Source organism: Flavobacterium zepuense (assembly GCF_007097145.1).
Lineage (GTDB): Bacteria > Bacteroidota > Bacteroidia > Flavobacteriales > Flavobacteriaceae > Flavobacterium > Flavobacterium zepuense.
This window is the reverse complement of sequence record NZ_VJVZ01000012.1, coordinates 114,441-140,511: the sequence shown is the minus strand read 5'-3', so window position 1 is coordinate 140,511 and position 26,071 is coordinate 114,441. Positions and strand designations below refer to the sequence as shown.

Genomic DNA, 26,071 nt, shown 5'->3' with positions numbered 1-26,071 from the left:
ACTCACATCGGCTTTGGCGTACAGCTTTATGTTCTTTAAGCAAAGCGTTTAACCTTGCGGTCATTGTGAAAACCTTTGTGCCCTTTGTGGTTAAATCCATTCCCAAAGCGTATTTTTGCAGCAAATCCCACCATCATGCAAACACCATCCCTTATAGAAAACACTAAAAACTTTGTACAGCAGCAACTTAACGGTGCCGAGGGCGGCCACGACTGGTTCCACACCCTGCGCGTGTACAACAATGCCCTGCTTATTGCCAAAGGCGAGGATTGCGATAGTACTGTGGTGCAACTTGGTGCACTGCTGCATGACGTAGCCGACAGTAAATTTCATGATGGTGATGAAACCGTGGGCCCTAAAGTGGCACGCGAATTTTTAGAAAGCCAGGATGTTCCCGAAGCAACTATAGCAGCGGTTACTGCTATTATAGAGAATATATCGTTTAAAGGTGGGAATTTTGAGAAGCAGTACAAATCCATCGAACTGGATATTGTTCAGGATGCCGACAGGCTTGATGCACTTGGGGCTATTGGAATTGCGCGCACCTTTAATTACGGAGGGTTTAAAAACCGTGCGCTGTATGACCCGTCTATTGCGCCCAACCTGCACATGACTAAAGAGGAGTACAAGGCCAGTACAGCGCCTACACTCAATCATTTTTACGAAAAGCTGTTATTGCTTAAAAATACCATGAACACCGCCACAGGTAAAGAAATCGCAAAGGGCCGCCATACATTTATGGAAAGCTTCCTTTCGCAATTTTATGCCGAATGGGATGGCGAGAAATAAAGTTACTGCTTAAAACAGGCTTTGCTGTATGGGTGGGGTTTCATGTTCCAGCAGCCATTTTTTGCGCCACAATCCGCCGGCATAACCGGTTAACGATCCGTCGCTGCCAATAACACGGTGGCAGGGCACCACGATCCACAGCGGGTTTTTACCATTAGCAGATGCAACCGCACGTATGGCCTTAACATCGCCCAATTGTATGGAGAGTTCCTGGTACGAGGTTGTTTTTCCAAACGGAATCTTTACTAAAGCATCCCAAACCTTTTTTTGAAAGTCGGTCCCTTTAGGATTCATCTTAAAGCTGAAATCATTGCGGTTGCCTTCAAAATATTCCTGCAATTGGGTCACAGCCTCCAAGAGCACCTCAGGTATCGTTTCTGATGGCGTGCCCCCTTCATCCAACACCGAAATTTTAGCCACGCCCAGCTCATCGCCGGTAATGGCGGTAAGTCCTAACGGGGTTTTGATGAAGGCTTGTTTCATAATGGAACGCAGATTTTACGGATGCTTTGCAGTCGCGGATTTTTACAAATTTTCCTATCACAAATGTACAAAAAATTACCCCTGGGTATAATCAGGGGTAGGTATTGAATTATAAAGATGAGATTATTACGTCAGTTCGGGCATTGGCCTCGGTTGCTGCGCTACGTTGCTCTGCGTTCGCAAAGACGGTTACGGTTACTGTATGTGTACAGGAGGCTTTTCTTCACGCACCGTCTTTGCGAAGAGGCACGGAAGCAATCTCACTCGACTCAATGAGTATAAAGTTTTAAAAATTTGGTATCCTTCCTTCGTCAGGATGACAATGCAATATAGAGATGCTTTTCTTTGTCGGCACGAGCAAGATACTTAGGCAAGCGGGTGTTTTTACGGGAGACGCAAAGCATTGCGCCTCTACAGTAACATGGATATACTTTTTTAGCGTACTGTCACTGCGAGGAAGGCACGACCGCGGCAGTCTCACCATTAATAGTGCGTGAGAAACTCTATTTGATGTTTTGCCGTATTAGACTAATAATGCCTGTATAGTTACTTTATCGGCACGAGCAAGATGCTCACGTCCAGCGATGGTTCTTTACGGGAGACGCAAAGCATTGCGTCTCTACCAGCAACATGGATATACTCTTTAACGTACTGTCACTGCGAGGGAGGCACGACCGCGGCAGTCTTATTATTTATAGTGCGTAAGATTACTTTGTCAGTTCGGGCGTTGCCCTCGGGTGCCACACTCCGCAAGCTCCGTTCGCAAAGACAGTGTGCGAAAAATGAGATCCTAAAATCCGTTCTCAATAAAACCAATGGTAACGAAAACACCCCCAATTGAGGCTTATATATTATTACATCTTCATTACCAGTTCCCGAACAAAACCTCTTTGTTGCTAAATCTAAATACCCGATGTTTTTTTTTCTTTATATATAAGCCCTCCTTTTTTATCATCATAGTCAAAGTAAATAGTTAAGCCTCCACCATTACCCAGATTATACATCCCTTTACTATAAGTGGTTGAAAATGGAATAATGTCAATATAAAACTTCGCTTTACGAAGGTTAAGTGTACTAATTCCAACAATAGTGAAATGCTTCTTATTCTTTTTATAGGCTTGTTTATAATCTTTTTTACTTTTAAGATATTTGATTTCATAACCATTTATCATGGTTGGCCAACTCTTCCCTATAAAATCCTCATCTCTTACATAAACAATTTTAGTTTCCAGAGAGTCTAATGTTTCACAGTATTTTTCTAAAGAATATAAATACACGTTGTTAATGTTGTTCAGCCCATCAGTGTTTAATACAACTTGTGCATTACACTTTAAGCCTAACAAACTCAAAATCAGGAATACAAATATATTTTTCATGTGAGCAGCGATGTTAGGATGATAATAGCCAATAGTTAAACTAACGATACTAAATTATTGTTTCGAAGCAGAAACAAAAACGCCCCAACAGGGGCGTTTCATATATATTACATCTTCATTAACCAGTTTCTAACCGAAACCTCTTCGTTGATGATGCCTCTTAGGTCGACTATGGCAACGCGGTCCTGTTTCATGGTATCGCGGTGGCGAATGGTTACCGTTTGGTCTTCCAGCGTTTGGTGGTCTACCGTGATGCAGAACGGCGTACCCAGTGCATCCTGACGGCGGTAACGGCGGCCTACGGCATCCTTTTCGTCATACGCCACGTTAAAGTCCCATTTAAGGTCGTCTATAATCTGGCGGGCAACATCCGGCAGCCCGTCTTTTTTAACCAGCGGCAGTACGGCAGCCTTGGTAGGGGCAAGCACACTTGGCAGGCTAAGTACGGTACGGGTAGAACCGTCCTCTAACGTTTCTTCTTTTAATGAAGTTGCGAAAACCGAAAGGAACATCCTGTCTAACCCTACTGATGTTTCTACAACATACGGGGTGTAGTTGGCATTTTCCTCGGTATCAAAATACTGTAGTTTTTTACCTGAATGTTGCTCGTGCGCTTTAAGGTCGAAATCAGTACGGGAGTGGATACCCTCTAATTCTTTAAAGCCAAACGGGAAGTTAAACTCTATATCGGCAGCGGCATTAGCATAATGCGCCAGCTTTTCGTGATCGTGAAAGCGGTAATTTTCCCTGCCCAAACCTAACGACAGGTGCCATTTAAGTCGGGTTTCCTTCCAGTACTCATAGTATTTCATCTCTTCGCCCGGCTTTACAAAAAATTGCATCTCCATTTGTTCAAACTCCCTCATACGGAAGATAAACTGGCGGGCAACGATCTCATTACGGAACGCCTTACCGGTTTGCGCAATACCAAATGGTATCTTCATACGGCCGGTTTTTTGCACGTTTAAAAAGTTTACAAAGATACCCTGAGCTGTTTCCGGGCGCAGGTATAAATCCATTGCATTGGCAGCCTCAGCACCTAATTTTGTGCCAAACATAAGGTTAAACTGGCGCACTTCGGTCCAGTTTTTAGAGCCCGTATCCGGGTCGGCTATCTCCAGCTCCTCAATAAGGGCTTTAACATCGGCCAGGTTCTCACTTTCCAGAGAGCGTGCCATACGCTGTAAAATGGCATCTTTCTTTTCAAGATACTCTTTAGTACGCGCGTTAGTGGTTATAAACTCCTGCTCGTTAAAGGCATCGCCAAAACGGGCACGTGCTTTTTCTATCTCTTTTTGGGCTTTCTGGTTTAGCTTTTCGGCATAATCCTCTATAAGCACATCGGCCCTAAAGCGTTTTTTGCTGTCTTTATTATCTATTAACGGGTCGTTAAAAGCATCTACGTGGCCACTGGCTTTCCAGGTGGTAGGGTGCATAAAAATTGCGGCATCTATGCCCACAATGTTTTCGTGCATTTGCACCATGCTTTTCCACCAGTACTCGCGGATGTTCTTTTTTAACTCGGCGCCGTTTTGTCCGTAGTCGTATACTGCACTTAACCCATCGTAAATTTCGCTGCTCTGAAAAATGTAACCATACTCCTTTGCGTGCGAAATAACATTCTTAAATTGATCTTCTTGTTTTGCCATGCTGCAAAAATAGGAAAAGATTGTTTATTTGGGAATTTGAGGATTTGTTTATTTGAAAATTTACAATATGCAGAATTCAGGATAGGCTGGGAGTTACTACCTATTTAATTGTAGGGATTAAAGCGTATTGCCTGTGCAGTGTAACGATGTTGGAAGTTTCTATTCTTACAGTATTATTATCTCGGGTCAAACTCCACCATCCATTCAATACCAAATTTATCCCTGAACATTGCAAAATAAGAACCCCAGGGGCTGTCGGCAATAGGCATTTCTACGTTTCCACCCGCCGAAAGGCCATTGTATAGTTTGTCGGCTTCCTCCTTGCTCTCGGTACTGATCGAAATCTTGCTCCGGTTTTCATTCTCATTTACGCGGCCCATAAATTCCGGCACATCGCTGCCCATAAGTACACCGCTGCCAATTGGTAGAGATACATGCATAATTTTATTGGCCTCGCTTTCGGGTGCGGTAAATTCGGGTGTTGAAAAATCTTTGAATCGGACAAGCGATGCGAACTCACCGCCAAATACCGATTTGTAAAATGTAAAAGCTTCTTCGGCATTGCCGTTAAAGTGGATGTAGGGATTTAATTGTGCCATGATTGTTTGTTTTGCGTTTTATAAATTTATAAAAATTACACGAAATAATCACAAGCATCTCATCCGGTAAAAAATTAAAATCGAAGCTTAAAAATTGTGAACTGGCTTTGCCAAAATTTTCAATTTTAAATCCTTCAATCTTTAAATAACAAAAAGGCGCTAATCTCAATGTCCGAAAGTGAAATATTAAGCACTTTTTGATAGATGAATGTAAGAATTTACTGTGTTGTGATTTTAAGTTGAAGATGTATATTTGGATAACCTTATTTATATGCTTAAAAGCCTTGTTGATTTAATTTTTCCGTCCCTGTGCCCCGGCTGCGAAAATCCGCTACCCGATAGTGCTGCTGTTATCTGCACGGCCTGCCGCCATGATATGCCGTTTACCCAACACCATTTAAATGCTGATAATGAGGTGTCTAAAAAATTTTACGGGCGCTTAAAACTGGAACATAGCAGTGCATTGCTGTACTTTAATAAGGAAGGTATTGTGCAGGACCTCATTCATAACCTAAAGTACCGCCGACAGCAGCAGGTAGGGAAACTGTTAGGCACATGGTATGCCCAAAACCTAAAACAAGTTGCTGATTTACATGATGTTACGCATATAATACCAGTGCCGCTTCACCCTAAAAAGTTCCGCGAGCGAGGTTACAACCAGGTGGCTACATTTGGGCAGGCGCTGGCTAACGGATTGGATATCAGTTATAACGATACGATATTGCTGCGTACCACGTATAACAAAACGCAAACCAAGAAAAACAGGGAGTTACGGGCCGGGATTATTAATTCGGCTTTCGATGTAAAGTATACGGATGCCCATCATGGCGCGCACTTTTTACTGGTAGATGACGTTATAACTACCGGTGCCACGCTGGAAGCCTGCGGTAAACTGCTGTTAACCATACCTAATGCACGGGTTAGCATTGTTACGATGGCTTATGCGCACAGCTAAGCCGTTTAATTTTGAAAAACATTTCGAAAACACTAAATATAATCGTTATTTTGTGCTGTTAAAGATTTCAATATGCTGAAAAGTAGATTTTTCGTATTGCTTTGTATCATTGTAACCTCGCTGCTTTACACAAGCTGCGCAAAAAGAGGCACCATTACCGGAGGATTAAAAGATACCATACCACCCAGTATACTAAGGAGTTCGCCTGATAATATGAGCACTAACTTCAGTGGCAAGGAAATTCATATCGATTTTGATGAGTATATTAAGATCAAGGATATTAACAAGCAGCTTATCATTTCGCCTCCCATGAAAAACCAGCCCGAAGTGGTGCCGTCGGGTAGTGCGAGCAGGTTTATCAACATCAAAATTAAAGATACGCTGCAACCCAATACTACCTACAGCTTTAACTTTGGGCAAAGTATTACCGATAATAACGAGGGCAACCCCTACTCGCAGTACCGGTTTGTGTTTTCAACCGGGGCTTATATCGACTCGCTTACGCTAAACGGCGGTATTAAAGATGCTTACACACGGGAAACCGATAATTTTGTTACCGTAATGCTGTATGAGGCTAACGAAACCTTTAATGACAGCACTGTTTATAAAGAAAGGCCCCGCTATGTTACCAATACACTGGATAGTATGGTTAACTACTCCCTGCAAAACCTTAAAGAGGGTAAATATTACCTTTTTGCGTTGAAAGATGTTTCTAACAATTACATATTTAACCCTAAGAGCGATAAGATAGCCTTTTTAAAAGAACCAATTACGGTGCCTACCGATACAGTATATCAACTGGACTTGTTTAAGCAAAAGGGTGCTTTTAAGGCAGTTAAGCCTACATTGGCAACATCTAACAGGCTTTACCTGGGGTACGAAGGTACTTATGATAAAGCGGTAACTGCCAGTGTTAAAAATGGCAATACGGGCGAAGACATACGGTCGGTTATAACAAACGTAGCCGATAAAGATTCGGTACAAATATGGCTACCGAGGGAGGTAAAGGCTGATTCATTGCAGGTTACGGTTAATCAAACCGACACTATAAGGAAGTTTATGGTGAAGCTTAAAGAACTTAAAGCATCCGATTCCCTTACTGTTGATGCCGTTCAAAAAGGAGGGCTGCATTTTAGGGAACGCTTTACGCTTAAAACCAGTACTCCGTTGATTAGTATAGATTCTACAAAGATCACCCTAATTAACAAAGACTCTGTGGCACTGCCGTTTACGCAAAAGTATGATGCGTTTAAGCAACAGCTCGTTTTTGATTTTGAGAAGGAGGAAAACCAAAAATATACCATGACATTAATGCCCGGTGCCTTAGTAGATTTTTATGATACTGAAAATGACACCCTTGTATACAAGCTAAATACCCGAACCTACGCTGATTATGGCAACCTGCGGCTCACACTGCAAAATGCCAAACGTTTCCCTTTAATTGTAGAGTTGGCCGATGTTAAAGGCAAAACGTATGCAACAGCATACTCTGAAGGGGAAACCCAAATAAATTTTGATGCTATAGAGCCTAATAAGTACATATTGCGAATCATCTATGATGATAATAAGAACAAGGAGTGGGACACGGGCGACTATATGCAAAAAATTCAGCCTGAAGAGATACTTTACCACCCCAAACAACTGGATAAATCTATTGATATCCGCGAAAACTGGGATTGGGAAGAGATCGTTCCGTTAGGGAATTAATGCAAAAATATCCTTATCGTTTAAAAAGGCAAGCTTACTCCTAATTTCGTCCTGGGAGGCTTTGTTTATCTCAACAGTAACTATAACTTCATCTTCCTGCGGTTCTAATATATAAGTTCCAAGTGCATCTACTACCTGAGAATGCCCTATGTAGTTATGCCCATTGCCATCCTGTCCAATGCGGTTAAGTCCTACAGTGTAGGCCTGATTTTCTATAGCACGCGCCCTTAGTAAGGTATCCCATGCCAGGGTGCGAACTTCCGGCCAGTTCGCCGAATAAATTAGCAGGTCATACCCCTCCGTATTTCGTGAAAAAACCGGGAAACGAAGGTCGTAACAAACAAACGGGCAAATTTTCCAGCCCTTGTAATCAACTATTAATTTCTGATTGCCACGGGTATACACTTTATCTTCTCCTGCAAGGGTAAAAAGGTGGCGCTTATCATAGGTTTTATACTGCTTATCAGGAAAAACAAAGAACATGCGGTTGTAATAACTACCATCTTCTTCAATTACAAGGCTTCCCGCAACGGCGCAGTTTTTTTGTGTAGCGAGGTCCTGCATCCATTGTACGCTAAGCCCATCCATTTTTTCAGCTACCTTTTCAGGGTTCATGCTAAAGCCGGTGGCAAACATTTCGGGTAGCACAATAAGGTCGGTTTCCTTAATTGCATTAGCCAGAGTAGCAAAGTTTGCCCTGTTGGCAGCAGCGTCTTCCCAGGCAAGGGAGGTTTGTATCAGAGAGATTTTCATTGTGCGATATTTTTTATAAAAATAAGATTTTTAAAAATGAGTACCATAATTTTTTATCCTTGCTGCCAAAGTAAAGTTTACGAACCCAATAATAGGTTATGCAGTTTTGGTTATCAAGTTAAATTTTCAATTTTCCTCAAAAAAAATCGCCAAAAATTAAATTTTTACGATATTTGTTGTTATGAATACACAATGGCAGGGTTTGTTGTCTTACCTAAAATTCCTCATTAAACGAAATCCGGAATGAGCAGGGATTTTTGTGCCGTTACTATTTCATAACTAATACATTAAAACATGCCTATATACCATAAATTAGGGAATATTCCGCAAAAGCGCCACACTCAGTTTGAGAAGCCCAACGGCGGACTCTACTACGAGCAGCTTTTTGGTACCGAGGGGTTCCACGGCCACTCGGCCCTGCTGTACCATGTGCACAGGCCTACGCAGGTTAAGGAAATCATCAAATCCTATTCGGTTGAGCCCAAGATAGCCATCGATAAAAATATAAAATCTTTGCTACTTAAAGGTTTTGAGCTAAAGCCCGAAGCCGATTTTTTAGACAGCCGTAAAGCCATGCTGGTTAACCGCGACTGTATTATCGGCCTTGCCGCACCGCAGCAGTCACTCCGCAGTTATTTTTATAAGAATGCCGATAGCGATGAGATGATCTTCATCCATAAAGGTACGGGTACGCTGCGCACGTTTATGGGTAACATTCCGTTTGAGTACGGCGATTACCTTATTATTCCGCGCGGCATGATCTACCAGATCGATTTCGATACGACAGATAACCGCCTGTTTTACGTAGAGAGCACGGCGCCTATCTATACGCCTAAACGCTACAAAAACCAAAGCGGGCAGCACCTGGAGCATTCGCCGTTTTGCGAACGCGACTTTAAACTGCCTGTAGAGTTGGAAACGCACGACGAAAAGGGCGATTTTCTTATCAAGATAAAAAAAGAAGGCATGATGCACGAGGTGGTGTATGCCACGCACCCATTTGATGTTGTAGGGTATGATGGGTATAACTTTCCGTACGCCTTTAGCATTCATAACTTTGAGCCTATTACCGGGCGCGTGCACCAGCCGCCACCGGTACACCAAACGTTTGAAACCACCGGTTTTGTAGTGTGCTCGTTTTGCCCAAGGCTGTACGATTACCACCCTAAAAGCATCCCGGCACCTTACAACCACAGCAATATAGATAGCGATGAGGTACTGTACTATGTTGATGGCGATTTTATGAGCCGTAACAATATAGAGCAGGGCCATATAACGCTGCACCCTAAAGGCATACCACACGGCCCTGCGCCCGGTGCTATGGAGCGCAGCATTGGCAAAACAGTAACCGAGGAGCTTGCGGTAATGGTAGATACGTTCCGCCCGCTAATGGTAACTGCCGAAGCTATGGGATTAGACGACGGCCAGTATTACAAAAGCTGGGTAGAGTAGCTAGATGACCTGGATATAAAAGCAATCGTCGATTCCCCTCCTTTGGAGGGGTGCCCGTAGGGTGGGGTGGTTTATTTGATTTTCTTTTATCTTGAAACAAAAGAAATAAGATTGCTCAAGAGGCCTCACCCCCAACCCCTCTCCTTTGGAGAGGGGAGCAACTTCACTCAATCCATAAAGTATGTCGGTTATGAGTGAAGCTAAGGCATCAGCCTTTAAGCGTTAAGCAAAGTATGAAGTAAGGCGTTAAAATCATTTGCTGTTTGAGCGCAGCGAGTTCAAATGATTTAGCCGAACGCAATACTTTGTAGCGTAAAAGGGTGCAAGCCTTGAATTTTTGGTTCTTTTGTTTCAAGACAAAAGAACAGAGTATAAACAAAAACTAACTGATCACGCACACGTGATTAAAAAGCATAAGATTATGAGTAACGAAATTAAAAGCGTAGAATACGGCCTTGAAAAAATATTTGAAGGCGCACAGGATTTCCTTCCGTTATTAGGGACCGATTATGTAGAATTTATCGTGGGTAACGCCAAGCAGGCCGCCCATTACTATAAAACAGCGTTCGGATTTCAGTCCGTAGCTTATGCAGGTTTAGAAACCGGCCTTAAGGACCGCGCCAGCTATGTAGTAAAGCAGGACAAGATACGTTTTGTGTTTACTACCCCGCTTAAAGCCGATTCGCCTTTAAACGACCACCTTGTAAAACATGGCGATGCCGTTAAAATCGTAGCTCTTTGGGTAGATGATGCGCGCAAATCGTTTGAAGAAACCACAGCCCGTGGCGCTAAGCCGTTTATGGAGCCTACGGTAGAGACTGATGAGTTTGGCGAAGTGGTACGTGCCGGCATTTATACCTACGGCGAAACCGTACACATGTTTGTAGAGCGCAAAAACTACAACGGTGCATTCCTTCCCGGCTATAAGGAGTGGAAAAGCGATTACAACCCTGCACCGGCAGGCCTTAAATATGTAGACCACATGGTGGGCAACGTGGGTTGGAACGAGATGAACATCTGGGTTAAATGGTATGAAGAGGTCATGGGCTTTGTTAACTTCCTTTCGTTTGACGACAAGCAAATTAATACCGAATACTCTGCGCTTATGAGTAAAGTAATGAGCAACGGTAACGGCAGGATCAAGTTCCCTATTAACGAGCCGGCAGAAGGTGTTAAAAAATCACAGATAGAGGAATACCTTGATTTTTACGGCGGCCCGGGCGTACAGCACATTGCCATTGCTACCGATGATATCATCAAAACCGTGTCCGACCTTAAATCACGTGGTGTAGAATTCCTTTCGGCGCCGCCACAGGCCTATTATGATGATGTACCGTCAAGGCTGGGTGCGCACCGCGATGCTTTTAAAGAAGATATATTAGAGATTCAAAAACTGGGTATCATGGTAGATGCCGATGAAGAAGGATACCTGCTACAAATATTTACCAAGCCGGTTGAAGACCGCCCAACCCTGTTTTACGAAATAATCCAGAGAATGGGTGCCCGTGGCTTTGGTGCCGGTAACTTTAAAGCCTTGTTTCAGAGCATAGAACGCGAACAGGAATTAAGAGGTACATTATAAAACTAATCATTTTTTAAAGATAATATAATACAAGACCATTCAGCGTTAACTTTTTTGATGATTATGTGTTAAAGTTGAATTTTAGCAAATAATTTGTCAATAATGTGAGTACATTTGCACTCGCAAAAAGGGAGGTAGGTAAATAAACCTTTTTGCAGGTAAATTTTTCATAATTTATAGTTTTTGGTTGGTTAATAGCATAAAAACCCGGTCATTTTTTGACTGGGTTTTTTTGTTTTAGTAAATTTGGAACAGAAATTGTATTTTAGGCTGTAAACACCCAAGAAGAAAAAGTTACTATGAAAAAATTAATAGCACTTATTATGTTTTTTACGGCCGGCGATGTTTTCTCGCAGGATGCATTTAAAGTAGGCGAAACCCTTAAATTCAGGATACATTATGGCGTAGTAAATGCCGGTAATGCCACACTTGAAGTTAAAGAGGCTACACGCGATAATAAAAAGGTTTTTCATGTGGTTGGCAATGGCGTTACCACGGGCATGACAAAATTCTTTTTTAAGGTTAACGACGTTTACGAAACCTATTTTGATAAAAATACTGGCAAGCCCTACCAGTATGTTAGAAAGATAGACGAAGGCGGGTATACAAAAAACCAGGAAGGGTTCTTTAACCAGGCCAACAATACCGTGCTGGTTAAGGACTATAAGCACAAAAGCCAGAAAACCATATCGGTTACAGAGAATGTGCAGGACATTATGTCTACCTTTTACTACTTAAGAAACCACCCTTCGGTAGATAAATTAAAAGTGGGCGAGGCCATAACCGTTGATATGTTTTTTGATGAAGAGGTAACAAAATTTAAGCTCAAATTCATTGGCAGGGAAGATATAAAAACTAAATTTGGCACGGTTTCTACAATGATATTCAGGCCCTATGTACAGGCGGGCCGTGTATTTAAGGAAGAAGAGAGTTTAACTGTCTGGATTTCAGACGATGCAAATAAAATACCGTTACGTATAAAAGCCAGTCTGGCCGTGGGTTCTCTTAAGGCCGACCTGGAAGGTTACAGCGGGCTTGCCCATACGTTTACGGTAAAATCTAAATAGATAAGATGGAGATTACGTCCCCGATAATTGAAAAACTTGATGCGCTCGATGATAAATTTCGTGCCATAAACCAAAAGACCGAAACGCACCTGGAAGGGCTGCTTTGGGCCAAGCCCATTACTTACTGGGACTACATAAATACCGATGCACTGCTTAACCTGCAAATACAGCGTACAACATTACCCGATGAGATGGTGTTTATTATGTACCATCAGGTTAACGAGCTGTTATTTAAAATGATACTTTGGGAGATAGAGCAGCTGTGCCATACCGATGCCCCCGCTACCGACTTTTTTACCGAGAAGCTAAGGCGCATTAGCCGCTACTTTGATATGCTTACCACATCGTTCGATATTATGGGCGATGGCATGAGCATAGACCAGTACATGAAGTTTAGGAACACCCTTACCCCTGCAAGCGGTTTCCAGAGTGCGCAATACCGCCTTATAGAGTTTGCAAGCACCGATCTTATTAACCTTATAGATTACCGTTTTCGTGCCACTATAGACCGTGATACGCCTTACGAGCATGCCCTGGAGCATTTGTACTGGCAGGCTGCGGGCAAAGACTACCGCACCGGCGAAAAAAGCTACCTGCTAAAGGAGTTTGAACGCAAATACAAAGGCGAATTCTTAAGGCATATGGAGGAGTATAACACCATAAACATCTGGAGAAAGTTTAAGGAGTTGCCGGCTGATACACAAAGCGATGCAAAACTGGTTGAGGCCATGCGCCATTATGATTATACCGTAAATGTAACCTGGGTTATGGGCCACCTTAACGCAGCGCGCAAATATATAGAGAGCAGCAGCGGCCCGCAGGAAGCTACCGGCGGCAGCGACTGGAAAAAGTACATGCACCCCAAGTACCAAAGAAGGATATTCTTCCCTGAATTATGGAGCGAGGAAGAATTGCGCACCTGGGGCGAAAATGTATAACACACAATAAACACACAAACTTGAAATATTCTGCATTCATATTATTTATACTTTTAACCCTAACCGCCTGTAATAAAGATAAAGAAACCCCACAAGCAAAGCCCGCCGCAGTAAAAAAGGAAGCCATTGTAAAAAAGTTCGGCTACACGCTAAACGATTTTAAGGTGGTTAATGATACCATACAAAAAGGCGACACTTTTGGAGCCCTTTTAGGCGAAGAAGGCTATGATGCAGGGCAAATTCATAAAATTACAGAGCAAATTAAGGATACCTTTGATTTGAGGGATATTCGCGTGGGCAGGCCTTTTACAATGCTAAAAGACAAAAAAGCTCCTAATGCCCTTAAGGCCTTTATTTATGAGCCAGACAATCTTAGCTACTATACGATTGACCTGAGCGATACCATAGCCCACGTAAAAAAGACCATTAAGCCCATTACCATTAAAAGGCGCGTTATAGCGGCTGCAATAGAAGGCTCGCTGGCCGAAACCCTGGGCAAAGCAGGCGCAAGTCCCGCCATGGTGCAGGAACTGGCCGATATTTATGCCTGGAGTATCGACTTCTTTAAAATTCAGAAAAACGATAAATTTGCCGTTATTGTAAACGAGCGCTACATAAGCGATACCATTTATGCGGGTGTAGAAAGTATAGAGGCTTCGTTCTTTGAATACAAAGGCAAAAAAATATACGCTTTCCCCTTTAAAAAAGACGAAAATTCGCGCAAGGCAGATTATTATGACGAAGAAGGCAAGGTACTTAAGAGTATGTTCTTAAAAGCACCGCTAAAATTCAGCCATATAACCTCAAGGTTTTCGCCAAAGCGTTTCCACCCCGTGCAAATGCGCTGGAAAGCCCACAACGGCACCGATTATGCAGCCCCAACCGGCACGCCCATTATGAGTACTGCCAATGGCGTGGTTATACAGGCGGGCTATACATCGGGTAACGGTAATTATGTAAAGGTTAAGCACAATGGCCAGTATACCACCCAGTACCTGCACATGAGCAAAATACTGGTGCGCAAAGGACAGCATGTATCGCAGGGCGAAACCATAGGCCGCGTGGGCAGTACCGGACTTGCAACGGGCCCTCACGTTTGTTACCGCTTCTGGAAGAATGGCGTACAGGTAGATGCCCTTAAGCAACGCCTGCCAAGCTCTGAACCTATGAACGCTAAAGACAAGCCCCGCTTTTTGGCCTACAGCACGCCCCTTAAAAAAGAGCTGGACAGTATAGCAGATAAAAAATTCAACACTCAATAAAAACACACAAGCACAATGGCACTACAAAACATTAACCCAACAAGTACCGCTGCCTGGCAATCGCTTAAAGATCATTTTGCCGAAATGCAAAATGCCTCTATGCAGGATATGTTTGCTGCCGATACACAAAGAGCAGAAAAATTCCACATTAAATGGAACGACTTTTTAGTAGATTATTCTAAAAACATCATCAACCCAAAAACTTTAGAGCTACTACAGGATCTTGCTAAGCAGGTAGACCTTAGTGGTGCGATAGAAAGCTATTTTGGTGGCGATGCCATAAACCGTACCGAAGGCCGTGCGGTGCTTCACACTGCGTTACGTGCCCCTGAAAGCGCTAACGTGCTTGTGGATGGCGAGAATGTATTGCCGGAGGTATATGCCGTTAAAAACAAGATAAAAGCCTTTACAGAGGCTATCATCAGCGGTAGCCAGACGGGTTATACCGGCAAACCGTTTACCGATGTGGTTAACGTGGGTATCGGCGGGTCTGACCTTGGCCCTAACATGGTGGTAGAGGCCCTTAAATATTACAAGACACCGCTTAACGTGCGTTTTATATCTAACGTAGATGGCGACCACGTAATGGAAAGCCTTAAAGGCCTAAACCCTGAAACTACCCTGTTTGTAATTGCATCTAAAACCTTTACAACACAGGAAACCCTTACCAATGCTGAAACTGCCAGGGACTGGTTCCTTAAAACCGCATCCCAGGCCGATGTTGCCAAGCATTTTGTGGCAGTATCTACCAACATACAAAAAGTTACCGAGTTTGGTATAGACCCTAACAACGTTTTCCCGATGTGGGACTGGGTTGGCGGCCGTTTCTCGTTATGGAGCGCCGTAGGTTTGTCTATTGCTCTTGCGGTAGGCTTTGATAATTTTGACGGGTTGCTTAATGGTGCGCACGATATGGATGAGCATTTCCGTACCGCTGCTTTTGAGGAGAACATCCCGGTGGTATTGGCACTGCTTAGCGTTTGGTACAACAACTTTTTTGGTGCCGAAAGCGAAGCGCTTATCCCGTACACGCAGTACCTTCAAAAACTTGCCCCATACCTGCAACAGGGTATTATGGAGAGTAACGGTAAGAGCGTGGGCCGCGATGGCAAACCGGTTAACTACCAAACGGGTACCATTATTTGGGGAGAGCCGGGCACTAACAGCCAGCATGCTTTCTTCCAGTTAATTCACCAGGGTACTAAATTGATCCCAACCGACTTTATTGGTTTCATTGAGCCGCTTTATGGTAATAAAGACCACCATGATAAATTAATGTCTAACTTCTTCGCCCAAACCGAAGCCCTGCTTAACGGTAAGGCCGAAGCGGTAGTTCGCGCTGAGTTTGATAAAGCCGGTGTTACCGGAGAAAAAGCCGATTACCTTACACCATTCAAAATATTTACAGGTAACAAGCCTACCAATACATTGCTTATCAAAAAGCTTACACCAGAAACTTTAGGATCACTTGTAGCACTTTACGAACACAAAATATTTGTTCAGGGTGTTATCTGGAACATTTTTAGCTACGACCAGTGGGGCGTAGAGCTGGGCAAGCAATTGGCTAACTCTATCCTTGGCGAAATTAACAGCGGTGATGTTAAACAGCATGACAGCTCTACTACGTTTTTATTAAAGGCGTTTTTAGGTAAATAAGATGGAACGCGGATGACGCGGATGCTGCGCAATCGCGCCTGCCCGAATGGTACAGGCGGGGATTTTCACAGATTTTACAAAACCCCAAAATACATTGTGTTTTGGGGTTTTCGTTTAACGTAGAGACGCAATGCTTTGCGTCACTAGTATTGTATATCCAGACTATTTCACCTCAACCTCATCAATAAAAATAAAGGCATCGCCACCGGCACCCTGATGCCATGCCGGGAGTTTACCAAAATTATAAGCCTTTATTTTAATATAACGTGCAGTTGTTCCCGGCAAAGATGCGTTTAACTTCTGAACCTGGGCTTTATAATCTTGTGCGGCAACTGTATTGTTTATGGTTTTAGCAAGCGTAAAATTTACATTATCTGCACTGGTGTAGAATTCAACTTTTGTTGGAAAAACGATCCACGCGCGGCTGTCCTGTAAAAAGTTGGCGGCAATACTATTAACCTTCATTTGCTTCTGCAAATCGATAACCGCTTCAAAATCCTGCCCTTGGTAACCCTGCCAATCGCCTTTACGCCAATTCTCAGTACCCATAATACCATCCAGCAAACCATCGGGGCCACCCGCATGGTATTGTGGGTTGTATTTAGATTTGATGCTGATAGTGTAGTTGTTAGGCTTTTTGTAGAAAAATGCTGTTATGGTGTCACTCGCTACACCATCACGTTCTGCATAAAACGACACTACCGGTCTACTTAATGTAGTAACCACCGGATTGTTGTAAGGCTTGTACCCGTCCCATTGCGAGCTCCTTGCCTGTGTAATAGTAAAGTATACTTTATCGGTAGGGCTAAACCCTTTAAAGCTTATAGGCAAAGAATCTTTAAAAGACTGTGAAGGTGCCTCAATTACCGGTACCGGCACTATATCGTCTACAAGAGGTTCATCATATTCTTCCGAAGTTACATCTAACAGCCAGCGTTGTGGGGTGTTACGTGTAATAACAGGATTTGTGCCGTTTTCTAAATGAAGTTTAATTGTATTAAAATGCGGAATTACGGTATCCCATCCTGCTTCGCCGGGTGTTACCTGATAAATACCCATACTGCTTAAAACATACCATGCGCTCATTTGTCCGCAGTCTTCATTACCTATAAGCCCATCAGGCGAGTTCTTATAAAAGTTATCTAATATATAGTGGACTTTCTCATTAGCTTTTTCCGGCTTATCTACCCAGTTGTAAAGATAAGCCATGTGGTGGCTTGGCTCGTTACCGTGTGCGTACTGGCCTATAAGCCCCGTAATATCTGCCTGCTCACGGCCTGTGGTGGCGCTTGGCAGGCTGAACATTTCATCGAGCTTAGCCTCAAACTTGTCCTTGCCACCATACGCTTCAATCATACCATGTATATCCTGAAGTACAAAAAAGCTGTACTGCCAGCTGTTGCCCTCGGTATAATTGTTATTAACTTCGCGGGCATCAAAAGGGGTATCCCAACCGCCATTCTTTTTAGGGCGCATGTGTTTGGTTTGCGGGTCAAACAGGTTCTTCCAGTTTTGGCTGCGCTTCATAAAATACTGGTAGTCGGCATCCTTATGTAAAATGTTCGCCATTTGGGCAATGCACCAGTCGTCATAAGCATATTCAAGGGTTTTAGACACGCTTTCGTGTTCGTCATCAATACTTATAAAGCCATTGCGTTTGTAGGCATCCAACCCTAAATGGTCTAACATGGCGCTGTGCTTTGCGGCTTCAAAAGCCTTATTATAATCAAAGCCTTTAATGCCCTTAGCCATGGCATCGGCCATAACACTTACCGAATGATACCCAATCATACAATCGGTCTCGTTGCTGGCCAGTTCCCACACGGGCAGGCGGCCTCCCTGTTCGTACTGAGTAATAAAAGTGTTTATAAAGTCGGCCGTGCGCTTTTTTTCGATCAACGTGTAAAGCGGGTTCGCGGCCCTAAAAGTATCCCAAAGTGAGAAAACCGAATAGTAATCAAAACCCTCTGCATTATGGATTTGGTTATCCCTACCGCGGTATTGCCCATCTACATCCATAGCAATGTTGGGCTGCATCATGGTGTGGTACAGAGCGGTGTAAAAAATGGTATTCTTGTTTGGGTCGGCTTCAGTAATTTCTATTTTCCTAAGTTCTTTATTCCATAGCGCTTCCGCAGAAGCTACTGCCTTTTTAAAATTCCACTTGGGCATTTCGGAGGCCATGTTTTTAGCAGCGCCCGCAGTTCCCGTAGGGCTAAGGGCTACCTTAACCAACAGCTTTTCTCCCTTTTCAACGTCTTTACTAAAACTTAGTGCCAGTATAGAGCCCGCAAAAAAGGTATCGGTAACTTTAGCAGGAGCAAAGGCATTATTATTTATTTTAGTGATCTTCATTGGGGCACTAAACTCAATACGCGCATACACATATTGGTCGGTTGCCCAGGCAGATGACCGCCTCATAACCTCAACAACCTTGTCATTAATAATTCTAACCTCGCCCATTATAAGCTGGTCGCGGTGGTTAAGGTCGAGTATTATATTGGCCTGTCCTTTTTTAGAGAAAGTGTATTGATGCAGCCCCACGCGTGGCGATGCGGTAAGATCTACAGCAATGGCATCATCATCTAACAGTACCGAGTAATACCCTGCCGACGCTTTTTCGTTACTGTGCTTAAAGGGCGATGAATACTCCTGATTATTAAGACTTGGCTCACCCATTGTAGGCATCAGCATAATATCGCCATAATCTGATACGCCTGTACCGTTAAGGTGCGTGTGCGAAAAGCCATAAATAACGCTGTCGCTGTAATGGTAGCCACTGCACCCGTCCCAACTGCCGTCTATACGGGTATCTGGGCTTAGCTGAACCATGCCAAAGGGTACTGTAGCGCCCGGAAATGTGTGTCCGTGCCCACCGGTACCAATAAATGGGTTTACCTGTTGTGCACGATTTGCCTTTTGCGAAAATGCACAGGCAGAAAGCAGCGAAAACGCTATTAGCAATGATTTTTTCATTTTTAAGATGAAATTTTTGATAAAGGTGCAGATTTTTTGTCAGATGGCAAAATGGGTATATCAGTGCAACATTGGCGGTTTTTTGTTGATGCGAAGACAAAAAAAAGCGGCTTCCAATTGGAAGCCGCTCTATATAAAAACACTTTACAAGTAAGATATAATTACAAATCGAAACGGATGCCCTGTGCTAAAGGTAACTGGCTGCCGTAGTTAATAGTGTTGGTTTGCCTGCGCATATAAGCCCTCCATGCATCCGATCCGCTTTCGCGGCCACCGCCGGTTTCTTTTTCGCCACCAAAAGCCCCACCAATCTCTGCACCCGATGTACCAATGTTAACATTGGCAATACCACAGTCTGATCCCTGTTGCGATAAAAACAGTTCCATCTCCCTCATGCTGTTTGTAAAAATTGAAGACGATAAGCCTTGCGGCACACTATTCTGCAATTCTATAGCCTCTTCTATGGTGCTGTATTTTATAAGGTAAAGTATAGGGGCAAACGTTTCTTCCTGCACCACTGCAAAATCATTTTTGGCCTCAATAATGCAAGGGTTAACATAGCAGCCACTTTCGTAGCCTTCGCCCTCTGTAACGCCACCGCCATAAATAACGGTACCGCCTTCGGCTTTAGCCTTCTCTATGGCGTTTAAAAAGCTTTGTACGGCTGTTTTATCTATAAGCGGGCCCACGTGGTTATTACTATCTAACGGGTTACCGATTTTTAGCTGCGCATAAGCGCTTTTAAGTACGGCAACCGTTTTATCGTACATACTTTCATGAATAATAAGTCGGCGTGTTGTTGTACAACGCTGTCCGGCAGTACCTACGGCACCAAAAACGGCACCTACAAGCACCATGCTTAAATCGGCATGCTCAGATACTATAATGGCATTATTGCCACCCAGTTCTAATATGGTTTTACCAAAACGCTCTGCCACAGTTTTAGATACATGGCGGCCTACGCGGGTAGAACCTGTAAATGATATTAGCGGAATGCGTTTGTCGTTATTAATAAGTTCGTTACAGGCTTCGCCGGTAACAAGGGTGCAAACACCCTCGGGTATTTTGTTGCGCTCTAACACGTCTTTAATTATATTTTGGCAGGCCACAGCGCAAAGCGGTGTTTTAGAGCTTGGTTTCCAAACAAAAACATCGCCGCAAACCAAGGCAAGCATAGCATTCCAGCTCCATACGGCTACCGGAAAGTTAAACGCCGATATGATGCCGACAATACCCATTGGATGCCATTGCTCGTACATGCGGTGCAACGGGCGCTCGCTGTGCATGGTAAGGCCATACAGCTGGCGCGATAAACCCACGGCAAAGTCGCAAATATCTATCATTTCCTGAACCTCGCCAAGGCCTTCCTGTAGGCTTTTGCCCATTTCGTAAGATACAAGCTGACCAAGCGGCTCTTTAAACTTTCTAAGTTCGTTACCCATTTGGCGAACGATTTCGCCACGTTTAGGCGCCGGTACCAGCCTCCATGTTTTAAAAGCCTCTTCGGCTTTAGCCATTACGGCCTGGTAATCATCTGGGGTAGATGTTTTTACTTTGCCTATAAGGGTTCCGTCTACTGGAGAGTACGATTCGATAAGTTCTCCATTTGCAAAGCTTACTGTACCGGTAGATGTGCCGTTGTTTATATCTTGTATGCCCAGTTTAGTAAGGGCCTCCTGTATGCCGAAGGTATCGGTTAATGTTGCCATTTTGTAACTTTTTCGTAGTTTGTTGTTATATTTTACAAATATAGCTTTTTTTTATATGTATGGATATGAGGGCTAAAATTGCATAAATGTCAGGCTTTGTTTTTGTTACATGAATTTTTAATTGTAATGTTGTTAACTATGTTAAGTTAGGGAGGCTAAATAACAATAATCTTACAGAATAAAAAATTAAAGAGTTTTCCTGAAAATGGCTCTATGATATCGTAACCGTATTTTTTGATTTTGCATCCCTAAATTATTGTAACTGCATCCCTGATTTAGTTATTTTTGTGTGCTTTATACAAAAACAGTAATAATTGCGTTTTAGCTATATTTGCGCAAACAAGCTGGCTTAATGAAACAATTTCTTCCCTTATATTTTTTATTACTTTCTATTACATGCTTTGCCCAGGGAGATCAAACCTGGGGGAGTTATTTTTCCTATTATAATACGGTTGATATTGCGCAGAGCAGCAGTAAGGTTTTTGCCGCATCAGAGAATGCTATTTTTTCGCAAAATACCATTAACGGCGAGCTTAAAACTATAACATCTGTAGATGGGCTTAAGGCTGAAAATATTACTACGATATACCATAGTACAGATTTTAACCGTACACTTATAGGAAACAGTAACGGATTATTACTGGTTATTAACCCTGATAACAAAATAGTGTCTAAGATAGATATCGTTCAGGAAGCTACTGTGGCATCTAACAAAAAGAAGATAAACCATATTGATGAGTATAATGGCATAGCTTATATATCCTGCGATTTTGGTGTAGCACTACTTAACCTTGCAACGCTTGAATTTGGAGATACTTATTATTTAGGGCCTAACGGTGCCGAGATACCGGTTATACAAACGGCTGTTTATAATGGCTTTATTTATGCCTGTACCGACGGTTTCGGGATAAGGAAAGCAGCCTTTGGCAACCCAAACCTTAACGACTACAATCAATGGACACAAGAATTTGGCGGTTCCTGGACCGGGATATTAGCCTATGCAGATCATCTTTTTGGAATAGATGCGCAGGGAGGGTTTTTTAGGCTGATTAACACCAGCCCTTTTCCGTTCACTTTTTTACCGTCGGGCGCTACCGACCTTAAAATTTCTAACGGATATATGGTTGCCACATGCCCTACAAAAGTGGTGGTGTATAGCGAACTGAACCAAGTGTTACAAATTACTGATATACTGGATGCCGAAAACACCCCCGAAACTTTTACCTGCGCCAGTATTGTGGGGGGTATTTTATATATTGGTACCACTACTAAAGGGGTATTTGCAATGGATATGTCTATACTTACCGCTAATAATATTACACCAAACGGGCCATTGCGCAATGCTATTTTTTCGTTAGCGAAATCGGCTAATAACCTATGGGCCGTATTTGGATATTATAATTATTATTATACACCCGAATATCTCTCAAAGCACGGAATTAGTAAATATACAGCAGAAGGGTGGGAGTCTATTTCTTATCCTGAAATTACAACAGCGGTAGGAGCTGATGTGCTTGCTATTACCGATGTTATTGTAAACCCTACCAACGAAAAACAGGCGTATTTTAGTTCTCATGGTTCGGGACTTCTTAAAGTTGTAGATGATGTACCCGAAATTTTATACAGGGAAGGTAACAGCCCGTTTGAGCATGAGCAAGTTGATAATACCACAAGTGTACGTGTAGATGGTACCGCTTATGATAGTGAAGGCAATTTATGGGTAATGAACTCTATGACTAAAAAACCCTTAAAAAAATTATCAACAAACGGCACAAGTTGGACATCGTATAGCTTTGAAGACTTTATACCTACTGCAAAGCTGATTCGGGAAAACTATGGACAGTTAGTTATAGATAAAAATGACACTAAATGGATAACTGGTTACCAGATAGGATTGATAGCCTATAATGAAAAACTTGATAAGCGCGTAGTGGTTGGAGAAGAAGCTGGATTAGCATCTAACTATGTAAAGAGTATTGCTATAGATAATAATAACAGGCTGTGGATAGGTACAGCACGTGGCCTTAGCGTTATATCCAGCATTGAGAGGTTTGTGTCTGATGAAGATCTTACTCCTGCACCTGTAATTTTTGTGGATGAAGAGGGAAATGCAAGCGAACTTATGTATGAGCAAACGATACTTGATATAGAGGTTGACGGAGCTAATAATAAATGGTTTGCCACGGGTGCCGGAGCTTTTTTAGTATCGCCAGATGGACAAAAAACGCTTTTTCATTTTACAAAAGAAAATTCGCCGTTGCCAAGCAATACTATTAATGATATGGAGATTGATCCTGCTACAGGAGAGGTGTTTTTTGCAACCGATAGGGGTATGGTGTCTTACAAAGGTACATCTACAGCTGCGGCAGATGATCTTAGCAAAGTATATGTTTACCCTAACCCTGTGCGCCCCGGGTTTGATGGTGACGTAAAGATTAGCGGCCTGGTTGACAATGCCAATATAAAAATTACGGATATTGAGGGTAACCTGGTTTACGAGACAACATCTGAAGGTGGAACTGTTTTATGGGATACCCGTGCTTTTGGTAAATACAAGGTGGCATCTGGCGTATACATGATTTTTATTGCAGCTGAAGATGCGGTAGAAACTAAGGTAAAAAAAGTGATGATAATAAGGGGGAATTAACTAGAATTACGAATTACGAATTACGAATTACGAATTACGAATTACCTTTAATAAACATCTAAATTACGTTTAATCAATTCGTAATTTTTATTCATAATTAAAAAAAGGTGCAGGTAAAAACAAAAGCCATAGTATTAAGTGCCCTGCGTTACCAGGAAAAAAGCCTGATAGTAAAGTGCTATACCGAGAGCGATGGTGTAAAATCATATTATGTACGCGATGCCTTTTCTACAAAAAAAAGCAGCCAGAAAAACAGTTATTTCCGGCCGCTTAATATAATTGAAATTGAGGCTATCCACAAAAATAAAGGCACGCTTGAGTATTTTAAAGAGGTGCGGATGGCGCATCCTTATTACACAATTAATAACGATATTGTAAAAACCACAATAGCCCTTTTTGTTTCAGAAATATTGCATCACTGCATAAAAGAAGAAGAAAAAAATCAGCCGCTTTACGATTTTTTAGAAACTGCATTACTCTGGCTGGATAGCCATGATGAGGCAGCAAATTTTCATCTTATACTGTTAATAGAAATTTCTAAATTTTTAGGGTTTTATCCCGATAGTTCAGAGCAGGAATATTCTTTTTTCGAAATGACCGGAGGCACATTTGTTGCCTACCAGTCGGTTAGTTGCCTCTCCGCCGAAGAGACGCAATTGCTTCGCAGGCTTATGCTTTTAAAGCTTGATAATAGCGGCAAAGCTTTTCATATCTCTGAAAGGCAGGCTCTTTTAAAGATTCTTTTAAACTACTACACTTTACACCTTGATGGTTTTAGAAAACCAAAATCGCTCGATGTACTTAAGGAGGTTTTTAGTTAATGGCTAAACAGTTTGTTTAGACGTGTTGTACTCGAAATACTTTTTAAAATGCAAAAATTTAGATTCAAATAGATAATAACTCATTGATGCTAAAATAAAAGCACTAACAAAGCATAAAACAAAATATAGTAAAATATTGTCAGGCTGTAAATGCCTTTTTATTAACATAAAACACAATGGATGGTAAACATATAAGCCATAGCTGATTTTTCCTGTGTAGGATAACCATTTATGTTTTAATGATTTCTTTATTATGTTGGTTTCGTTCACTGTGATTAACCACCCAATAAGGCCTAAATAGCACAACGCGAGAAGTATAAATTTGGTTATCTGAATTATATCAAGGCCTTTACCGCCCGTTACAGTCCAGAGTAATATAGTTGGTACTAATGCTGTTAATGCTAATAAAAGAAATTTTTTTGAGTTTTCTGACTTCAACCTTTCATTTATTTCCCAAATGGCTAAAAGAGCACCTAACGCTAATTCATCTACACGTGCAAAGGTAAAATAAAACACGCCATATCCGTTGTTTATCAGTAATATACGGGTAATTAGAGCCATGATAATAATGCCAAAAATGGCAATTTTAATACCCTTTTTACTTAAATAGTAAACCAATAAAGGCCAAATCATGTAGAAATGTTCTTCTACAGCTAATGACCAGTAGTGATTAGGTCCGGAAAGATTCCAGTTAAATGTCATACCTATATTTTGGAGATAAACCCAAAAATAAATTTGCTCATTAAAGGGTACTATTTGTGTATGCTCTAAAGCAGGAACAACAAAAAAGTAGATGATTAGGAATAAATAATATAAAGGAAATATTCTTACTGTTCTCCTCAGGTAAAAATTATAAAAGAAATTAGGAGTGCTTTTAGTATTTATTAAAATTCGTGTTATTAGAAATCCTGAAAGAACGAAAAAAAGTGACACTCCGGTTTGTCCAAAAATAGCAACTTTTTGGATTAGAACTAACAATTTGTCGGTAGCAGTAAATTCTTTAAAAAAATGAAAAAACATTACCATAAGTGCTGCGATAGCCCTTACACCATCTAATTCATTAAAATGCTGTAGTTTAATTTTCATTTTTGGAAACGCTTAAATATATATTGTAGGGAAAAAGTTATTCCTAAATTTTTGTAAATATATAAAAAATGGCATAGTGAAACTCTAATAATTATTCTTCATAACCTTTTTATAAAAAACAAACCATAATATAAAAAATACAATACATATTGTCCAGATTAGGGTTGGGTAAGATTTCTTATCTGTAATTTTACTTTTAGTAAAAGTTTTACTTTCGTTTTTGGTTTCGATCTTTCTATTTACAGTACTTGATATATTTATGATACTATCTTTTTTTGAAATATTCTTTTTATTAGAATGGCTATAAATCCCATTCTCAATTTTAATTTGTTTGCCTTTATCGGTAGTTATTATCATTGGCAAGTATGGATCAATTGGTAGATAAAACTCGCTTTCTGTTTTTGTCTCGGTAAGTTCTGCCATATTAAGGTTAATATCTTTAGTGGCTTGTACATTTTCCTGTACCTCTTGTTGATATGCCGTTTCTTCTTTAAAATTGGTTGTTTTACGAGCGCCACAACTTTGTAGTAACAAAGCAATAAATAATAATTTTATCAATTTCAT

Annotated in this window: 20 protein-coding genes; 11 read left to right on the top strand and 9 right to left on the bottom strand. The window is 41.8% G+C overall.

Annotation, left to right across the window (positions count from 1 at the left end; all coding sequences use genetic code 11):
- Positions 1 to 135: 135 nt before the first annotated feature.
- Complete coding sequence (locus tag FMM05_RS17160) at positions 136 to 789, top strand: HD domain-containing protein (protein WP_143374650.1); 654 nt, start codon at positions 136 to 138, stop codon at positions 787 to 789.
- A gap of 9 nt (positions 790 to 798) precedes the next feature.
- Here the strand turns inward: FMM05_RS17160 and FMM05_RS17155 are convergent, their stop codons facing one another.
- The 4 genes from FMM05_RS17155 to FMM05_RS17140 form a co-directional block, all read right to left on the bottom strand.
- On the bottom strand, positions 799 to 1,272 hold the full coding sequence (locus tag FMM05_RS17155; RefSeq protein ID WP_143374649.1) for a methylated-DNA--[protein]-cysteine S-methyltransferase: 474 nt from the start codon (positions 1,270 to 1,272) through the stop codon (positions 799 to 801).
- A 902-nt stretch (positions 1,273 to 2,174) separates the two neighbouring features.
- Complete coding sequence (locus FMM05_RS17150; protein WP_143374648.1) at positions 2,175 to 2,648, bottom strand: hypothetical protein; 474 nt, start codon at positions 2,646 to 2,648, stop codon at positions 2,175 to 2,177.
- A 107-nt stretch (positions 2,649 to 2,755) separates the two neighbouring features.
- A complete protein-coding gene (locus FMM05_RS17145; RefSeq protein WP_143374647.1) occupies positions 2,756 to 4,297 on the bottom strand; it encodes a glycine--tRNA ligase in 1,542 nt (513 codons plus the stop codon).
- Positions 4,298 to 4,473: 176 nt separating this feature from the next.
- The gene (locus FMM05_RS17140; RefSeq protein ID WP_143374646.1) at positions 4,474 to 4,896 is read right to left on the bottom strand and encodes a VOC family protein; all 423 of its coding nucleotides are present in this window, start codon (positions 4,894 to 4,896) and stop codon (positions 4,474 to 4,476) included.
- Positions 4,897 to 5,167: 271 nt separating this feature from the next.
- Between FMM05_RS17140 and FMM05_RS17135 the strand changes: the two genes are divergently transcribed.
- Both FMM05_RS17135 and FMM05_RS17130 read left to right on the top strand, forming a co-directional pair.
- Positions 5,168 to 5,851, top strand: coding sequence for a ComF family protein (locus tag FMM05_RS17135; protein WP_143374645.1), 684 nt, complete (start codon positions 5,168 to 5,170; stop codon positions 5,849 to 5,851).
- Between the two features lie 72 nt (positions 5,852 to 5,923).
- The gene (locus FMM05_RS17130) at positions 5,924 to 7,558 is read left to right on the top strand and encodes an Ig-like domain-containing protein (protein ID WP_143374644.1); all 1,635 of its coding nucleotides are present in this window, start codon (positions 5,924 to 5,926) and stop codon (positions 7,556 to 7,558) included.
- Here FMM05_RS17130 and FMM05_RS17125 read toward each other — a convergent pair.
- A complete protein-coding gene (locus FMM05_RS17125) occupies positions 7,547 to 8,311 on the bottom strand; it encodes an amidohydrolase (RefSeq protein ID WP_143374643.1) in 765 nt (254 codons plus the stop codon). The two genes, FMM05_RS17130 and FMM05_RS17125, sit on opposite strands and share 12 nt — an antisense overlap.
- Positions 8,312 to 8,605: 294 nt before the next feature.
- On the opposite strand from FMM05_RS17125, the gene FMM05_RS17120 reads away from it, so the two are divergent.
- The 6 genes from FMM05_RS17120 to pgi all read left to right on the top strand — a co-directional run bounded on the left by FMM05_RS17120 (position 8,606) and on the right by pgi (position 16,268).
- Positions 8,606 to 9,763 carry a homogentisate 1,2-dioxygenase gene (locus FMM05_RS17120; RefSeq protein WP_143374642.1) on the top strand — a complete coding sequence of 386 codons (1,158 nt, stop codon included), beginning with the start codon at positions 8,606 to 8,608 and terminating at the stop codon, positions 9,761 to 9,763.
- Between the two features lie 421 nt (positions 9,764 to 10,184).
- The gene (gene hppD / locus FMM05_RS17115) at positions 10,185 to 11,345 is read left to right on the top strand and encodes a 4-hydroxyphenylpyruvate dioxygenase (protein WP_143374641.1); all 1,161 of its coding nucleotides are present in this window, start codon (positions 10,185 to 10,187) and stop codon (positions 11,343 to 11,345) included.
- A gap of 299 nt (positions 11,346 to 11,644) precedes the next feature.
- On the top strand, positions 11,645 to 12,412 hold the full coding sequence (locus FMM05_RS17110) for a DUF3108 domain-containing protein (protein WP_143374640.1): 768 nt from the start codon (positions 11,645 to 11,647) through the stop codon (positions 12,410 to 12,412).
- Between the two features lie 5 nt (positions 12,413 to 12,417).
- A complete protein-coding gene (locus tag FMM05_RS17105) occupies positions 12,418 to 13,350 on the top strand; it encodes a tryptophan 2,3-dioxygenase family protein (protein WP_143374639.1) in 933 nt (310 codons plus the stop codon).
- 20 nt (positions 13,351 to 13,370) lie between these two features.
- Positions 13,371 to 14,612 (top strand): peptidoglycan DD-metalloendopeptidase family protein, encoded by a 1,242-nt coding sequence (locus FMM05_RS17100; protein ID WP_235894424.1) that lies wholly within the window; start codon positions 13,371 to 13,373, stop codon positions 14,610 to 14,612.
- Between the two features lie 15 nt (positions 14,613 to 14,627).
- The gene (gene pgi, locus FMM05_RS17095) at positions 14,628 to 16,268 is read left to right on the top strand and encodes a glucose-6-phosphate isomerase (protein WP_143374637.1); all 1,641 of its coding nucleotides are present in this window, start codon (positions 14,628 to 14,630) and stop codon (positions 16,266 to 16,268) included.
- A 162-nt stretch (positions 16,269 to 16,430) separates the two neighbouring features.
- Here the strand turns inward: pgi and FMM05_RS17090 are convergent, their stop codons facing one another.
- Both FMM05_RS17090 and amaB read right to left on the bottom strand, forming a co-directional pair.
- Positions 16,431 to 19,244 carry a GH92 family glycosyl hydrolase gene (locus FMM05_RS17090; RefSeq protein ID WP_143374636.1) on the bottom strand — a complete coding sequence of 938 codons (2,814 nt, stop codon included), beginning with the start codon at positions 19,242 to 19,244 and terminating at the stop codon, positions 16,431 to 16,433.
- Between the two features lie 161 nt (positions 19,245 to 19,405).
- Positions 19,406 to 20,953: an L-piperidine-6-carboxylate dehydrogenase gene (gene amaB, locus FMM05_RS17085; protein WP_143374635.1), complete on the bottom strand. Its 1,548-nt coding sequence runs from the start codon at positions 20,951 to 20,953 to the stop codon at positions 19,406 to 19,408.
- A gap of 352 nt (positions 20,954 to 21,305) precedes the next feature.
- On the opposite strand from amaB, the gene porZ reads away from it, so the two are divergent.
- Positions 21,306 to 23,600, top strand: coding sequence for a type IX secretion system anionic LPS delivery protein PorZ (gene porZ / locus FMM05_RS17080; protein ID WP_143374634.1), 2,295 nt, complete (start codon positions 21,306 to 21,308; stop codon positions 23,598 to 23,600).
- A 107-nt stretch (positions 23,601 to 23,707) separates the two neighbouring features.
- On the top strand, positions 23,708 to 24,421 hold the full coding sequence (recO, locus tag FMM05_RS17075) for a DNA repair protein RecO (protein WP_143374633.1): 714 nt from the start codon (positions 23,708 to 23,710) through the stop codon (positions 24,419 to 24,421).
- A 3-nt stretch (positions 24,422 to 24,424) separates the two neighbouring features.
- On the opposite strand, the gene FMM05_RS17070 is transcribed toward recO, so the two are convergent.
- Together FMM05_RS17070 and FMM05_RS17065 are read right to left on the bottom strand one after the other, a co-directional pair.
- Positions 24,425 to 25,507, bottom strand: a complete 1,083-nt coding sequence (locus FMM05_RS17070; RefSeq protein ID WP_143374632.1) for an acyltransferase family protein — start codon at positions 25,505 to 25,507, stop codon at positions 24,425 to 24,427.
- A gap of 84 nt (positions 25,508 to 25,591) precedes the next feature.
- Positions 25,592 to 26,071: a hypothetical protein gene (locus FMM05_RS17065; protein ID WP_143374631.1), complete on the bottom strand. Its 480-nt coding sequence runs from the start codon at positions 26,069 to 26,071 to the stop codon at positions 25,592 to 25,594.